This is a genomic window from Candidatus Palauibacter sp. (assembly GCF_965197445.1).
Classification (GTDB): Bacteria; Gemmatimonadota; Gemmatimonadetes; order Palauibacterales; family Palauibacteraceae; genus Palauibacter.
This window is the reverse complement of sequence record NZ_CBDANE010000003.1, coordinates 306,722-321,145: the sequence shown is the minus strand read 5'-3', so window position 1 is coordinate 321,145 and position 14,424 is coordinate 306,722. Positions and strand designations below refer to the sequence as shown.

The 14,424-nt window shown below is 68.0% G+C and carries 13 protein-coding genes; 11 read left to right on the top strand and 2 right to left on the bottom strand.

Annotation, left to right across the window (positions count from 1 at the left end; translation table 11 throughout):
- Positions 1 to 29: 29 nt before the first annotated feature.
- Positions 30 to 1,181 (top strand): helix-turn-helix transcriptional regulator, encoded by a 1,152-nt coding sequence (locus ACN9M6_RS02160; RefSeq protein WP_419161268.1) that lies wholly within the window; start codon positions 30 to 32, stop codon positions 1,179 to 1,181.
- A gap of 218 nt (positions 1,182 to 1,399) precedes the next feature.
- Positions 1,400 to 2,197 (top strand): hypothetical protein, encoded by a 798-nt coding sequence (locus ACN9M6_RS02155; protein WP_419161267.1) that lies wholly within the window; start codon positions 1,400 to 1,402, stop codon positions 2,195 to 2,197.
- Positions 2,198 to 2,335: 138 nt separating this feature from the next.
- On the opposite strand, the gene ACN9M6_RS02150 is transcribed toward ACN9M6_RS02155, so the two are convergent.
- Together ACN9M6_RS02150 and ACN9M6_RS02145 are read right to left on the bottom strand one after the other, a co-directional pair.
- Positions 2,336 to 3,022, bottom strand: coding sequence for a DsbA family protein (locus ACN9M6_RS02150; RefSeq protein ID WP_419161266.1), 687 nt, complete (start codon positions 3,020 to 3,022; stop codon positions 2,336 to 2,338).
- Positions 3,019 to 4,470 (bottom strand): pyridoxal phosphate-dependent decarboxylase family protein, encoded by a 1,452-nt coding sequence (locus ACN9M6_RS02145; protein WP_419161265.1) that lies wholly within the window; start codon positions 4,468 to 4,470, stop codon positions 3,019 to 3,021. Before ACN9M6_RS02145 ends, ACN9M6_RS02150 begins: the two co-directional genes overlap by 4 nt.
- On the opposite strand from ACN9M6_RS02145, the gene ACN9M6_RS02140 reads away from it, so the two are divergent.
- From ACN9M6_RS02140 to ACN9M6_RS02100, 9 genes are all read left to right on the top strand, one after another.
- Positions 4,469 to 6,439: a DEAD/DEAH box helicase gene (locus tag ACN9M6_RS02140; protein WP_419161264.1), complete on the top strand. Its 1,971-nt coding sequence runs from the start codon at positions 4,469 to 4,471 to the stop codon at positions 6,437 to 6,439. The two genes, ACN9M6_RS02145 and ACN9M6_RS02140, sit on opposite strands and share 2 nt — an antisense overlap.
- An 806-nt stretch (positions 6,440 to 7,245) precedes the next feature.
- The gene (dtd, locus tag ACN9M6_RS02135; RefSeq protein ID WP_419161263.1) at positions 7,246 to 7,707 is read left to right on the top strand and encodes a D-aminoacyl-tRNA deacylase; all 462 of its coding nucleotides are present in this window, start codon (positions 7,246 to 7,248) and stop codon (positions 7,705 to 7,707) included.
- 2 nt (positions 7,708 to 7,709) lie between these two features.
- Entirely contained in the window at positions 7,710 to 8,189 is a 480-nt protein-coding gene (locus ACN9M6_RS02130) for a TIGR00725 family protein (protein WP_419161262.1), read from the top strand.
- On the top strand, positions 8,186 to 8,539 hold the full coding sequence (locus tag ACN9M6_RS02125; protein ID WP_419161261.1) for a hypothetical protein: 354 nt from the start codon (positions 8,186 to 8,188) through the stop codon (positions 8,537 to 8,539). The genes ACN9M6_RS02130 and ACN9M6_RS02125 overlap by 4 nt, the downstream gene beginning before the upstream one ends.
- Before the next feature lie 190 nt (positions 8,540 to 8,729).
- Positions 8,730 to 9,827, top strand: a complete 1,098-nt coding sequence (gene recA / locus ACN9M6_RS02120) for a recombinase RecA (protein ID WP_419161260.1) — start codon at positions 8,730 to 8,732, stop codon at positions 9,825 to 9,827.
- Between the two features lie 127 nt (positions 9,828 to 9,954).
- Positions 9,955 to 10,548, top strand: a complete 594-nt coding sequence (locus ACN9M6_RS02115) for a regulatory protein RecX (RefSeq protein WP_419161259.1) — start codon at positions 9,955 to 9,957, stop codon at positions 10,546 to 10,548.
- A gap of 76 nt (positions 10,549 to 10,624) precedes the next feature.
- Positions 10,625 to 13,285, top strand: a complete 2,661-nt coding sequence (gene alaS, locus ACN9M6_RS02110) for an alanine--tRNA ligase (RefSeq protein ID WP_419161258.1) — start codon at positions 10,625 to 10,627, stop codon at positions 13,283 to 13,285.
- Between the two features lie 4 nt (positions 13,286 to 13,289).
- Positions 13,290 to 13,646, top strand: a complete 357-nt coding sequence (locus tag ACN9M6_RS02105; RefSeq protein WP_419161257.1) for a hypothetical protein — start codon at positions 13,290 to 13,292, stop codon at positions 13,644 to 13,646.
- Positions 13,643 to 14,416: an SDR family NAD(P)-dependent oxidoreductase gene (locus tag ACN9M6_RS02100; RefSeq protein WP_419161256.1), complete on the top strand. Its 774-nt coding sequence runs from the start codon at positions 13,643 to 13,645 to the stop codon at positions 14,414 to 14,416. Before ACN9M6_RS02105 ends, ACN9M6_RS02100 begins: the two co-directional genes overlap by 4 nt.
- Positions 14,417 to 14,424 lie beyond the last annotated feature (8 nt).

Below are 14,424 nucleotides of genomic sequence, written 5' to 3'. Positions count from 1 at the left end.
CCGCCAATCCTCCCGGTAACCGAGGTTTGATGAGTTCACCGGATGCGTTCGAGCGTATCGTAACATCGCTGCAGGAGGCGGCCCTGGGCCATGCCGATTGGCCCGAGGCGGGTTGCCTGCTCAGTGAAGTCAGCCGGACGCGAGGCAGTGGCCTGGCGTTCTTTACAGGGCACACTCGGGCCGACCTGGAACTCTTCCACACCCAGGTTTGTCTTCGCGGGCAAGTCCGCGAGGATCTTCTGCTCTCGTATTTCGAGGACTACTTTCCGGAGGACGAACGCATTCTCCGCATCCCTCAACTACCCCACGGCCAACTGGTAGAGACCGGCGACCTGTACACGGATCGCGAGAAGAAGACCTCCCGCGCCTACAACGAGGCGTTACGCGACGTCGAGGGACAGAACGGTCTCCACGTACGCCTCGACGGTCCGGAGCAATCGGACATCTTGTGGGTTCTGTGCGACTCCACCGAGCGGGGGGGCTGGGGGGCCGATCAAGTCGAGCTGATCAAACGCCTTCTGCCGCATGTGCGCCAGTACGTGATCGTGCGCCAGGCACTTGCCGAAGCCGGAGCGCTGGGTGCGTCACTCGGTGAGCTGCTCGAGAGCACCCGCTTCGGCCTCATTCAGCTGAACCGGGACGGCGGGATCGTGGCGGCGAACGACCGCGCCCGGAAGCTGCTTCGGGAGGGCGATCGCCTCAAGGACGAACGCGGGTTCCTCTGGATTCGGGTGCGGACAGAGAACGCCGAGTTGTCGCGGTTGTTGGACTGTGCGCTTCCGCCGTTCGGGACCCCGGGCGCCGCCGGTTCGATGATGTTCGGGCGCTCCTCCTCCCGCGGGCCGCTGATCCTTCACATCAGTCCCGTGGGCGAACGACAACCATATTGCCAGGCTCGGAGGGTCGCGGCGCTCGTGCTGGTCCTGGATCCCGCCACCCCGGCCCCGGTCGATCCTGCGCTCGTGGCCGTGGTTCTGGGCCTCACGCCGACGGAGAGCCGATTGGCCGTTGCGCTGGCCGCCGGCCATACTGTGCGCGATATCGCCCTTTCGACGGGCCGTACGGAGCAGACCGTACGCTGGCACATGAAGCAGATTTTCCGCAAGCAGGGCATTTCACGGCAGGTCGATCTGGTGCGACGGGTGCTGAAGCTGGGGGGCGTTCCGGAGTCTCGCGGGTGAATCCCGGCTACCCGATCCGGGCTATTCCGGGCTCTGTATGTCGGACACCCGGGGCTCTTGAGATTGTTTAGATCATCGACCGAAACGGGAGACTCGTGAGGGCACAGGATCCGCTGAACCGTACTCTGGCACTGCTGCACGAGGCCGCGCTCGACGATACGCGTTGGTTCGATGCCGCTTGCCAGTTGAATGAGACTTGCCGGACGCGAGGAAGTGTCTTGTCTCTCTTGCGCGGGCGTTCTCCGGCCGATGTGGAGTTCGTCTTCGGCCGCTTCTGCTTGAATGAACAACGCCGCGAGGATTGGGAGCGCAAGTACCTGGAGGACTATTTTCCGTGTGACCCACGTGTCCCGCGCTTCTTTCAACAGCCTTCCGGAAAACTGTGGCACACGTCCGATCTGTATACGGAGCGGGAGAAAAGGGAGTCACCGGCATACAGGGAGGCGCTACGCGATACCGAGGCGCAAAACGGCCTCCATGTGCGCCAGGCGGGGCCTTCCGGATCCGACGTCGTGTGGATCCTTGCGGACTCGTTGGAAGAGAGCTGGACGTCCGCTCAACTCCGCCTGATCCTATACCTTCGGCAGCACGTACTACAGTACCTGAGTACTCGCCAGGAACTCGTTGCGGCCCGGGCGCTCGGGACATCCCTGGCCGGGCTGCTCGACAGCACCCGTCTGGGGGTCATCCAATTGGACCGGCGAGGACGGATCGTCGCGGCGAACGACCGGGCGCGGGGCTTCCTCGAAGAGCGCGATGGGCTGGGCGACGACGGAGGACTCCTGAGCGCCCCGTTGCCGATGGAGAACGCCGAGCTGTCGCGCTTGCTGGCGAACGCGTTGCCCTCGTCCGGTGTCCAGAGCCACGCCGGCTCGATGTTGGTCACACGCTCCCTCTCACCGACGCCGCTGGTCCTTCGCGTGAATCCCGTGGGCGAGCCGCGGCCCGAGTTCCGCGGACGGGTCGCCGCACTGGTCCTGGTCGTAGATCCGGCCACCCACCACCGGGTCGATTAAGCGCTCGTGGCCGCGGCTCTCGGACTCACCCCGATGGGGAGCGAGATCGCGGTGGAACTGTCCGCCGGCCATTCCATCGACGATCCCCGACTCGCGCGACTGAGACGATCGCCCTGCGACCGCCTCCGGTCCTGACGGTTAAGGTGTGCCGCCGCCCTTCAGGACCAGCAGGGTGTCGATCGCCGTGGAGAAGGTGCCGAAGTCGGCGGCGCCCCGGATGGCCACGCTGTCGGCGAGGATGAAGTAGGGCGTGCTCGAGATGCCGGCCTGGGTCACGCTGGAATAGTCGCGGAGCACGAGCGGGGCGAGGGTGCTGTTGCGCACGCATGAGCCGAACGAGTCCGGATCGATGTCGATCTCGGCCGCATACTCCATGAAGAGCGCGTAGGGGTCGGCCGTACCGCTCCACTCTTCCTGACGTTCGAACAGGATGTCGTGCATGGGCCAGAATTTGCCGACGGCTCCCGCGCAGAAGGCGGCCTCCGTCGAGACGAAGGCCTGGGGATGCCCGGGGTTGGCGTACGCGATCCACAGGTAGCTGACCTTGCCCGAGCTGATGTAGGCGCTGTCGATCTTCGTAAGCGTCTCCTCGTGGAACTGGCGGCAGAAGGGGCACTGGAAGTCGGAGATCTCGACCACGCGCACGGGCGCTCCCTCCCGGCCCTTGATGCGGCCGCGGTCGGCGCGGTCGCGGGCGACCTCGGCATCGACAGGTACCACCGAGCTTTCCTGCGTGCTTCCGGCCTCCGTCGCACAGGCTCCTGTGGCGAGGGCGATGCCCGGCAAGAGCATCGCGACGGCTCCAAAACGTGACTTGGCGTTCAACCCGGTTCTCCCGGTGAGAGTTCGTCGGCGGCCCGGTGCAGCGCATCGAGCACCTCGTCGAGGTGGCGCTCCTCGGTATGAACGCTCCCGACGGACAATCTCAAAACATAACGTCTGCCCAGTTCTGTGTGCGAGAGAAAGGAGCGGCCCCCCGCGTTGACACGGGCCATGATCTCACGGTTCCAGCGGTCACCCGTCGCTTGATCGCCCGCCCATGCGGCGCGGAAACAGACGGTGCTGAAGGAAACGGGGGCCGCAAGTTCGAACACGCCGCCATCGACGAGCCGGGCCGCGGCCGCCTCGGCCATCGCGATATGCCGCCGCAGTGTCTCGGCCAGGCCGTCCGTCCCCACACAGCGGAAAAGGACCCACAGCTTGAGCCCTCGAAAGCGTCGGCCCAGCGCGAGACCGATATCCATGAGGTTGGTCTCGTCGTCCTCCGATTCAAGGTAGGTGGGGGTCAGTGCCAGCGACGCCCGGAAAGGGGCTGCCTCGGGGTACAGCAGCACTGAACAGTCGAGCGAAGTCCCGAGCCACTTGTGGGGGTTGAGCACGATCGAATCCGCCGTCTCCCAGCCACGGAAGTTCGCCCGCTGCTCGGGGACCATGGCAGCGGGGCCCGCGTAGGCTGCATCGACGTGCAACCACACCCCGTGCCGTCGGGCGACCGCGCCGAGGGCCTCCACCGGGTCCACGCTCGCGGTCGAAGTGGTGCCGACCGTCGCGCACACCATGGCCGGCCGCACGCCTTTCGCCAGGTCCGCGGCGATGGCGGCCTCCAACGCCTCGGGCCGCATGCGGAAGGCGTCGTCCACTTCGATGCGCCGTACCGCACGGTGCCCGAGTCCGGCCGCGAGCGCCGACTTCTCCACCGACGAGTGCGACTGCTCGGAGGTATAGACCGCTAGGGACGGGCCTCCCGCGAGGCCATCCGTGCGGACCGCCGTCCCGGCCCGCTCCCGCGCCGCGAGAAGGGCGGTGAAGGTCGAGGTCGACGCCGTGTCGAGGATCACGCCCGAGAAAGAAGCCGGCAGGCCGACGGCCTGCCGCAACCAGTCCACCGCGGTTCGCTCGACCTCGGTCGCGGCGGGCGAGGTGCGCCACAACATTGCGTTGACCCCGACGGCAGCGATCAGAAGCTCCGCCACGATGCTCGGCGCCCGCGTGGAACTCGAGAAGTACGCCAGGAAACCCGGATGATTCCAGTGTGTGAGACCAGAAACGATGTGCTCGTCGAAATCGGCCAGCACGCGCTCGAACGATTGCGGTTCGCGCGGCGGCCGATCCCCGAGCGCGCGTCGCACACCACCGGGCTCGACCACCGGGAAGACGGGCAGTCCCCCGACGCGCTGCCGGTAGTCCACGGTCCACTCGGCGGCGGCTTCGAGCGCCGCGCGAAGCGTTTCGGGTCCCCAGTCCCCGCTTGTCCGATCCGTATGGTCCGGCATGGACACTCCTGACTCGCTGGAGTCGCTGTGGCGTCTCCTGGCCGATCTCCGGCTCGCGATCGAGGAGGAGATCGACGCGGTGTCGGCGGATCTTGTCCGCCGTCGCCTGGACCGGCCGGTCCCCGCGCTCTCCGGCCGTTCGCGGGGAGAGGGGGCGAAGGGATACCGGTACGCCTTCCAGATCGCGGGAGGAATGTACGACATCCGCGCCGACGACCGCGTGCGGATTCACGCCGCCGGCCGGGAGGCGCTCGGCGCGGTCCACCGCTTCGACCGCACACTGGGCCTGCTGCAGGCCGTGAGCCCCGAGTGGCTGGGCGAGCGCCTCGATGGCGCGGAACTCGAATTCGACCCCACATGGCTCCTTCGTGAGCTCTCCACGCGGCTGGCCGAAGTGGGCGAAGATCCGGAGCGTTTCTTCCCGCGCACGGTGCTGAGTGCGTTCGGCAGGTTGCCGCCGCAGCTCGGCAGGGACGCCGCCAGACTCGCGTCGTCGGACGACCTGAACAGACCACAGCGGGACGCGCTCGAACGAGTGCTGGGAAGCAGCGTCCAACTTGTGTGGGGGCCGCCCGGCACCGGCAAGTCTCGGCTTGTGGCAAGGGCGGCACTCGAACTCGCGCTCCGCGGCAGGGTGCTTGTCGCGGCGACCACGAACGGGGCGGTGGACGAGATCGCCGGTCGTCTTGCGACCATCGCGGATCCGGCCATGCTCGACCAGGATCGGATCATCCGGGTCGGCTTCGATCTGGGGGCGGCGCCGGACGCGCGCATCGATCTGGGCGCCGCCCTGGCGCGGCGGATCGAGGGCGGGGCCGGGGGCGTGGACGGTACACTCGGGGACCTCGAGGCGCGGTTGAAGGTCGACCCGCCGGCCGGCGCGCGCGGGGCTGCTCCCGCGCTGAACCCCTACGCCCGTGCGGGTCGCCTGCTCTCGCTCGCGAGGTCACGCGAGGATGCGGAAGCCGCGCGAACCCTCGGCCGCGTCATGCTCGAAATCGCGCGCCAGGCCGAGCGCGTGCTCGAGGAGGCTGACGTAATTCTCACGACTTTCGCGCGGCTCTCGATCAGGGATGAGCTCCGCCAACTCCGGTTCGAGTCCCTCCTCATCGATGAGGCGAGCACGGCGCCGCTCCCCTACGTCGCCCTCGCGGCCTCGCGGGTGGCCGGGCCGGCGATCGCCGTGGGCGACTTCCAGCAGCTCCCGCCGGTGGTCTCGAGTACGACACCCACGGCCGACCGGTGGCTCCGCACGGACCTGTTCCGGGAAGTCGGCGTCGTGGACGACCAGCGAAGCTCCGGCCTGCCGTCTCCCAACGACGGGCTCTGCGCGATGCTCGACCTCCAGTACCGGATGGCGCCGGACATCCGTGAGCTGGTGAGTGAGTTCTTCTACGGCGGCCGTCTGAGGGATGCGCCCGAGATTGCGGAGCGGGTGATGAAGGAGCGATCCGTGACGGTACTCGACACCAGCGGCCTCGATCCGCGGGTCGAGCGCGCCGACGGGTCGCGGCGCAACCCCGTCCACGCCGAGGTCGTGGCGGACTTCCTGGCACAGGCGGCCCGGGACGGCTTCGGCGAGATCGCCGTGGTAAGCCCGTACAGAGCGCAGACCCGGCACCTGCGAGATCTCGTGGGGCGCCGGCTCGGGCGCGCGGCGCCTGCCGGGCTCGAGGTGAGCACCATTCATCGTTTCCAGGGCCGCGAGAAGCGGCTCGTGGTGATCGATACCGTCGACGCGCCGCCGGGACGCAGCTGGTTTCTGGACGAGCGCCGGAACCGCGATTTCCCACGGCTGCTTAACGTCGCGCTCTCTCGGGCGCAGGAGAGGCTGGTCATCGTGGCCACCATCTCCGGGCTTCGGCGAACTCTCCCGCCGGAGGCGCTTCTCAACCGCCTCCTCGCACACCTGGAACAATCGGGTGCGCGCACGGCTGTTCGCCCCTCCGGCCTGTGGCGGGGCCGGTAGACACTGCCGGTAGACGCCCTCAACCGGGCCGCATCGGCAGGGAGGCCGCAGGAGCGGCGACAAGCCGACCGGACGGGAGGTCACACAAAACGAGGCCTTTCGTTCGTGAATTGCGGTGAAATCCGGGCCTCTTGTCGATGAGTTTTTGAAAAAAATGCAACTGGCTGCCGTCGACGCTTGACGGTGTAAAAAAATCTTTTTACAATTCGAACGTGCCAAGGGAGGCGGCACCGACCGACCGGAGGTCGAGGCCGGCAACCGCACCGCGAGTTGTCCGACGCGAGATCGCAAGCCGGGGCGCGCGCCCCGGGGTCCGGAAGCAGCGGAGGCCCGGCAACGGGACGAAGCAGCCGAAGGGCGCGGGATCACGCACAGCTGATCGGGCAGACGGTACCAAAACTCGCAGAGGTCCTGGAAGACCGCGCAAGCTAACAGGATCGGGCGGCAATGGCCGTAAAAGAGCTTCCTCGCTCAGCCCCTGACACCCATTGGGTGGCCAGGGGCTGAGTGCATCTGCTCACTCTTGTCGTTCGGTCGTACATGCCCCGCAGGGGGTGCCCCTTCTCTGCGAGTTCCTGCGAACCCGCCCAGGCGCCCTCCCCCAATCACCTCTCACGCATGGGTGAGCGAGTCCGAGAAGATGGGATACCGCGGTCATTTTTTCAAGAAAAGGATGTGGATAACATGTCCAAACTATGTCCAAAAAAAGTGGAATATATTCCTCACGCGAAGTGGAGTCGCTGAACGCGCAGGCCCGCCGCATCTTTCGGCGGTTCCCGGCTTTCTACTTCGTGTGGAAAACCGACGTGGAGCGAATCATCGGGGCGGCGCAATTGCGAGTTGTGATCCAGCGAGTCAGTCGAGCCCGGGTCCGGGTCGATGGCAAAGTGGTGGGCGCCATCGGGCGCGGCCTCGTCGTCCTCGTGGGTTTCGCGGCGGGGGATTCCGAGGCGCAGATGAAGTGGATGGCGGACAAGCTCTGGGGCCTGCGCGTGTTCGCGGATGGAGAGGCGCGGATGAACCGGTCGGCGAGCGATGTCGGAGCGGCCCTTCTCATCGTCTCCCAGTTCACGCTCTACGGAGACGCGTCACGCGGCCGACGCCCGTCCTTTGCAGGCGCCGCGCGGCCCGAGGCCGCCCGCGCCCTGTACGACCGGTTCGTGAAGTTGTGCAGGGCGGGTGGCGAGGTCGCGGAAGGGGAGTTCGGCGCCATGATGGAAGTGGAGTTGACGAACGACGGTCCCGTCACCCTGCAACTGGAACGCTGACGATGCGCCCGCTGAGGATCGGGGTCATCGGGTCCGGGTCCGCGACCGCGCGGGAGGCCGGCCTGGCACACGCTGTGGGAGTGGCCGTCGCCCGCGCCGGCGCGGTCGTCGTGTGCGGCGGCATGGGCGGGGTCATGCAGGCCGCGGCGGACGGAGCGGCGTCCGAGGGAGGGACCGTGGTGGGGATCCTGCCCGGCGGCGATCCGGCCCAGGCCGCCGGCGGGGTCACGATCCCGATCCCGACGGGACTGGGTGAGGCGCGAAACGTGCTCGTGGCGCGAGCCTCGGAGGCCGTCGTCGCGATCGCGGGTGAGTGGGGGACGCTGAGCGAGGCGGCGTTCTGCCGAAAGTTCGGGATTCCTGTCGTCGGGCTGGCGTCCACGCTGCCGGAACGCGTGCTCGACGAGATCGTCGGGGGCGCGGCGGAAGCGGCGGCGCGAGCCCTCGAGCTCGCGGCGGAGCGGCGGAGGGCGCTCGCGTGACGGGCTTCGTGCTCTTCGGCGGCATCCTGCTGGTGTTGCTGTCCACGATCGTCTGGGCCGCGATCAGGGCCGGGGAAGACACCGGGGCCGCCCTCGGGCCCGCCGACCGCCGGGACGCCGCCATCGAAGCGCTCCGAGATCTCGAGCTGGACTACCACACCGGCAAGCTCCCCGACGAAGAATACCGGGCCCTCCGAGCCCGGCTGGAACGGGAGGCCGTCGAAGCGCGGGATGCCGCGACCTCCGGGGGTGCCGGGACCACGGTCCTCTGCGGGGCGTGTGGAGTGGCGCTGACCGGCCATGAGACCTTCTGCCCGGCGTGCGGAGTTGCGGTAGAAGCGTCTGGTTGAGATGCCGTTGAGACCCCCCGTTTACACTGGTCCGTCGCCTGCAGCCCCGGGGCGAAATCTAAAACCGAATAAATTGCGAAAGTGCCCGAATCGTGATATTGTCAACCTCCGCCGCGGCAGGCCCCCTGCAGATCGAATCGGCCCTCGATCATCAGCCGTGCGGACCCTCGGACAGCCGGGAGAGCGTGAAATGGGTGTGGAGATGAATCAGGAACAGAAAAAGGCGTTGTCCCTGGCCCTCAACCAGATCGAACGGGCCCACGGCAAAGGGGCCATCATGCGGCTGGGGAACGACGGCGCGCGGGTCCGGATCCCGGCCATTTCGACCGGGGCGCTCAATCTGGATTACGGTACGGGAATCGGCGGGATCCCGAGATCCCGAGTGAGCGAGATCTTCGGTCCCGAATCCTCGGGGAAGACGACCCTCACGCTTCATGTGATCGCCAACGCGCAGAAGGACGGGGGCGTGGCCGCGTTCATCGACGCCGAGCACGCGCTCGATGTGGGCTACGCGCAGAAGCTGGGCGTCGATATCGAGAACCTGCTCGTCTCGCAGCCCGACACCGGCGAGCAGGCGCTGGAGATCGCCGAGGTGCTGGTCCGGTCCGGCGCGCTCGACGTCATCGTCGTGGACTCCGTCGCCGCGCTGGTGCCGCGGGCGGAGATCGAGGGCGAGATGGGAGATTCGCACGTCGGCCTTCAGGCGCGCCTCATGTCGCAGGCCCTTCGCAAGCTGACCGGCGCCATCGGCCGCTCGAACACGGCCGTCATCTTCACCAACCAGATCCGCGAAAAGATCGGGGTGATGTACGGCAGCCCCGAGACGACGACCGGCGGTCGAGCGCTGAAGTTCTACGCGTCGCTACGGCTCGACATCCGCCGGATCGCGTCAATCAAGGAGGGGAGCAACCTGGTCGGCAGCCGGACGCGCGTGAAGATCGTCAAGAACAAGTGCGCGCCGCCGTTCAAGCAGGCCGAGTTCGACATCATGTTCAATCAGGGCGTGAGCCGGGAAGGGCTGCTGGTCGACATGGGCGAGGACATCGGGATCGTAAACCGGGCCGGAGCCTGGTACTCGTACGGCGATGACGTCCGGCTGGGCCAGGGCCGTGAGAACTCGAAGGCCTTCCTGCGGGAGAATCCCGATATCGCCGAGGAAATCGAGGCCCGGATCCGCGAGGAACTCGGCATGACCCTCCCGAAGCCGGCCCGGGATTCCGGCAAGACCGCCGCCAACGCCGCGGCCGACGGGGTGAAGCCCGCCACGCAGCGGGCGGCCCCGCGCTGAGCCGCAGCTTCGGCGACCGCCCGTCGTCGGGCGTGGCGGGTGGCCCACGCCGCCCCTTTCGCCGCCAGTGCCCGAAGTAACCGGTCTCGCCCCGGCCCGCCGGCGGTTCGGCTGGACGAAAGTCGAGTTGGATGGCGTCCCCCTCTGCCTGCTTCCCGATCAGGACGTGCACCATCTTCGGATCGAGGTCGGCGTCGAGCTCCGGGAAGTCGAAGTGGACGCGGTGCGCGCCTCCGCGGCCCGGGCCGAAGCAATGCGAGTCGGGCTGCGCTACCTTTCCGTCCGACCGCGAAGTCGTCGAGAAGTCGAGCGGCGGCTGCGGCGCGATCGCATCGACGGCGAAGCGATCGAGCAGACGCTGGAACGATTGGAAGCGCTCGGGTATCTCGACGACGAGGAGTTCGCGGCCGCGTTCTCGCGGGACCGCATTCGGCTGCGGCCCTGCGGTGCGCGGCGGATGCGGTCGGACCTTCTCTCCCGTGGCGTGGCGCCGGAGGATGCCGAGTCCGGAATTCTCGCGGCGATGGCGGAGGAAGGCGTGACGGAGGACGAGCTCCTCGAGTGCGTCGCCGCCGCGCGGGCGTCGAGGCTGAAAGGGGCGGACCCGGTGGCGTCTCGTCGCCGGTTGTTCGGCTATCTGGCGAGAAGAGGATTCGCAGCGGTCAGCATTCGAGCCTGGATCGAGGCATATTGGCCGGAAGACAGCGGGCCGGCGACGTAGGGGCGGGCCATCCGGACCGCGCCGGCGGATTCGGCACACACAGGAATACGAACGCAGTGGGTCAGACGATCACACGATGAAGGCGGACGAACTCAGGGGCCGGTTCATCTCCTACTTCGAGCGGCAGGGGCACCTGCATCTGCCGAGTGGCCCGCTCGTCCCTCGGGACGACCCGACTCTCATGTTCACGAACGCGGGGATGGTGCAGTTCAAGGGCATCTTCACGGGCGAGGCGGACCGTCCAGGCCCGAGCGCCGTCACTTCCCAGAAGTGCCTGCGTGTGAGCGGCAAACACAACGATCTCGAGGAAGTGGGGCGGACCGCGCGGCACCACACATTCTTCGAGATGCTCGGGAACTTCTCCTTCGGGGACTACTTCAAGCGCGAAGCGATCGAGTTCGCGTGGGAGTTCGTGACGGGAGAGCTGGGGCTCGAGGCCGATCGTCTGTGGGCCACCGTCCACTACTACGACGACGACGCGTTCAATCTGTGGCTGGAGCTGACCTCGATTCCGGAGACGCGCATTCGCCGGATGGGGGACAAGGACAACTTCTGGCAGATGGGCGACACGGGTCCGTGCGGCCCGTGCTCGGAACTGCACTACGACCTGCGGACGGATCAGGACGATCGCATCACGGATGCACAGTTCGAGGCCGCCGGCGAGGCGGACGCGATCATCGAGTTCTGGAACCTCGTGTTCATGCAGTTCGACCGCTCCCCCGACGGGACCGACACACCGCTCCCGGCGCCGTCGATCGACACCGGCGCCGGCCTCGAGCGCATCGCGGCCCTGCTGCAGGGCGTCGGCACGAACTACCACACGGACCTCTTCCTCCCGCTCATCGAGGCAGCCCAGGACGGGTTGGGTCTCCGGTACTCGCTGGCCCCCGAGGACTGGGAGGACGGGGTCGCGTTCCGTGTGCTGGCGGATCACGCGCGGGCGGTCGCGTTCCTGCTGGCCGACGGCGTCTTCCCGTCGAACGAGAAACGGGGGTATGTGCTGCGGCGCATCCTCCGGAGGGCGGTCCGGCACTACTGGCTGCTCGGTCGCCGTGACCCGCTGCTCCACGATCTCGTCGGCGTGGTCGTCGACCGTATGTCCCACACTTTCCCCGAACTGGAGGCGCGGCGGGAGCATCTGCTTGCGACCACCGAGGCGGAGGAGGAGCTCTTCCTGTCGACGATCGAGGGCGGGATGAGCGAGATCGACCGGGCCATGCCGCCCGGCGGTTCGGGCACGCTGGCCGGCGACGTCGTCTTCAAGCTCAAGGACACCCACGGCATCCCTGAAGACCTCACCGGCCTCATCGCCCGCGAGCGCGGCTACGACATCGACCGGGAGGGCTTCGACCAGGCCCTCGAGGCCCAGCGCGCCCGATCCCGCTCTGCCGACGCTGATCCGGTCGTCGCCGTCGTAAGGCTCTCGGCGGCCCGCGGTACGGTCGGTCCAGGCTGGGACAAAGCTCTCGACCAGACGTTCGTGGGCTACGCGGATCTGGATGTCGAGACGGACTGCCAGCACTGGGCCCGCGACGGCGTGCACACGTTTCTGCTGGAACGGAATCCGTTCTATCTCGAGAGCGGCGGCCAGGTGTCGGACATTGGCAGTGTGACGGGCGACGGCTGGGCCGTCGATGTCACCTCGGTCTGGAGCGATGATGGGCGGACCGTCGTGGCGGGGCCCCTGGCGGAGGGGACGCCACCCGATGTCGAAGGCGTGGTCAGGGACTCCGTGTTCGCCCGGGTCGACCCGGTGAGACGCGAGACGGAGCGTAACCACACGGCGACGCACCTCCTGCACGCCGCACTTCGGAGCCGGCTCGGGGAACACGTCTTTCAGGCCGGTTCGCTCGTGGCGCCGGATCGGCTTCGGTTCGACTTCAGTCACCGCGGGCCGCTCACAGAGCAGGAGCGGGCGGACGTCGAAGGGGAGGTCACCGAAGGGATCCTCTCGAATCCGGAGATCATCTCCTCGTTGCGAGGATACGACGAGGCGATCGCGGCGGGGGCGATGGCGTTGTTCGGAGAGAAGTACGGGGATGTCGTACGGGTCGTCGAGATTCCCGGCCTGAGCCTCGAGCTGTGCGGGGGCACGCATACGCGCACGACCGGGCAGGTCGGGTCGTTCCGAATCGTGTCGGAAACGGGCGTCGCGGCGGGGATCCGACGCATCGAAGCCGTGACCGGTTACGGAGCCTATGAGCGTGAACTCGCTCGGCACCGCTTGCTCACGGAGCTGACGGAGCAGTTGCGGTGCCACCCCGACGACCTCACGGCGCGCATGGGACGACTCCTCGAGGAGCGCGACCGGCTGGCGCATGAGGTGGAGGGGCGGCGCGGCGCGGCGACCGCCCGGCAGATCGACATCCTCCTGGCCGGCGCCGGAGCGAACGGGGCTCGTTTCGTGTCGGGGCGCCTCGAAATACCTGCGGGGACGGATCTGGGCACGCTCGCCGACCGGCTGCGCGGGGGACTGGGGTCGGGGGCTGCGATTCTGCACATCGTCTATCCCGAAAATGGCCGTCACGCGTTCATGTCCGTCGTCTCGGACGACCTCATTCGGCATGGGCTCCGGGCGGGCGATCTCGTACGCGTGTCGAGCAAGGCCACCGGATCCGGTGGCGGCGGCGGGGCTCGGTTCGCGCAGGGCGGCGTGGGCGATCCCGCGCTGGCCGATGAAGCGCTCGGGGCCGCGAGGACCTGGGCCTCCGAGCGGATTCCGGAGCTCTCCGGTTGATCACTTGAGTGCGGCGTCAACCTCCGTCACGCTCGAAGCGTGGTTGGAAGAACAGCTGGGGACGGCGCCGCCGGAGCTGGCTGAGACGATTCGCTCGCTCCTGGGCGGGGTTCCTGAGAGAGGAGTGGAGGGGCTCGTGACTGTAGCTCTGGACGCGTTCGAGACCGTGGCGAATGGCCTGGCGACGCGTTCGACCGCCCCGACGTTGCTGGCGGCCGACGCGATTCTCACCTACGCCTTCGAAGCTGCCGCCGATCCTCGGCTCGGGGGGAGCGCGGCCCGGGCGATTCGGCTCGCGGAGTGGGTTGGCCCGCATGGCCGCATCGGCGCGCGGTTCGGCGCCATGAAAGAGGCCGAATGAGTACGAAACTGCCCGGACTCGAGGGGAAACGCGTGCTGGTGACGGGGGGGTCGCGCGGCATCGGCCGGGCCACGGTGCGCTGGCTTGCGGCGTCCGGCGCGTCCGTCGGGGTCGCCTACCATCGAGCCGACGAGGAGGCGCGGCGGGCGGTGGCGGAAGCGCGGTCGCTTGCCCCGGACGGGACGCACTGGTGCGCCCGCGGCGACCTGGCAGAGCCTGCGGAGTGTCGGGCGCTGTTCGAGCGTGCCGACGCCGAGTTCGGCGGGCTGGACGGCTTCGTCGGAAACGCCGGCGTGTGGAATGTGGAAGCGAAGCCCCTGGAGACGCTCGGCGCGGACGAATGGCGCCGCATGCTCGAGACGAACCTCACGTCGATCTATGCGAGTACGCGCGAGGCGGCGCGTCGCATGGGGGCCGATGGGCGCATCGTCCTCGTCTCCTCGACGGCGTCGCAGCGGGGCGAAGCCGGACACAGCCACTACGCGGCGTCCAAGGGCGCCATCAACGCCTTCTGCAAGTCGATCGCCACCGAACTGGGTCCGCGCTCGATCAACGTCAACGCCGTCGCTCCGGGTTGGGTCGACACGGACATGTCCTCGGCGGCGCTTCAGGGTGAGGCGGGTCGCGACGCACTGGCCCTGATCCCGCTCGGACGCGTGGCGACGGCCGAGGACATCGCCGGGCCTATCTGCTTCCTGCTGTCCGACGCCGCCCGCCACATCACCGGCGAGATCCTCAACGTGAACGGCGGCAGCGTCCTGTGTGGCTGAGTTCCGAT

Bases quoted from the DNA above. Each gene is read 5' to 3' on its own strand.
- ACN9M6_RS02160 (WP_419161268.1), top strand. From the start codon at position 30: ATGAGTTCACCGGATGCGTTCGAGCGTATCGTAACATCGCTGCAGGAG.
- ACN9M6_RS02140 (WP_419161264.1), top strand. From the start codon at position 4,469: ATGGACACTCCTGACTCGCTGGAGTCGCTGTGGCGTCTCCTGGCCGAT.
- ACN9M6_RS02145 (WP_419161265.1), bottom strand. From the start codon at position 4,470: ATGCCGGACCATACGGATCGGACAAGCGGGGACTGGGGACCCGAAACG.
- ACN9M6_RS02130 (WP_419161262.1), top strand. From the start codon at position 7,710: ATGCGCCCGCTGAGGATCGGGGTCATCGGGTCCGGGTCCGCGACCGCG.
- recA (WP_419161260.1), top strand. From the start codon at position 8,730: ATGGGTGTGGAGATGAATCAGGAACAGAAAAAGGCGTTGTCCCTGGCC.
- alaS (WP_419161258.1), top strand. From the start codon at position 10,625: ATGAAGGCGGACGAACTCAGGGGCCGGTTCATCTCCTACTTCGAGCGG.
- ACN9M6_RS02100 (WP_419161256.1), top strand. From the start codon at position 13,643: ATGAGTACGAAACTGCCCGGACTCGAGGGGAAACGCGTGCTGGTGACG.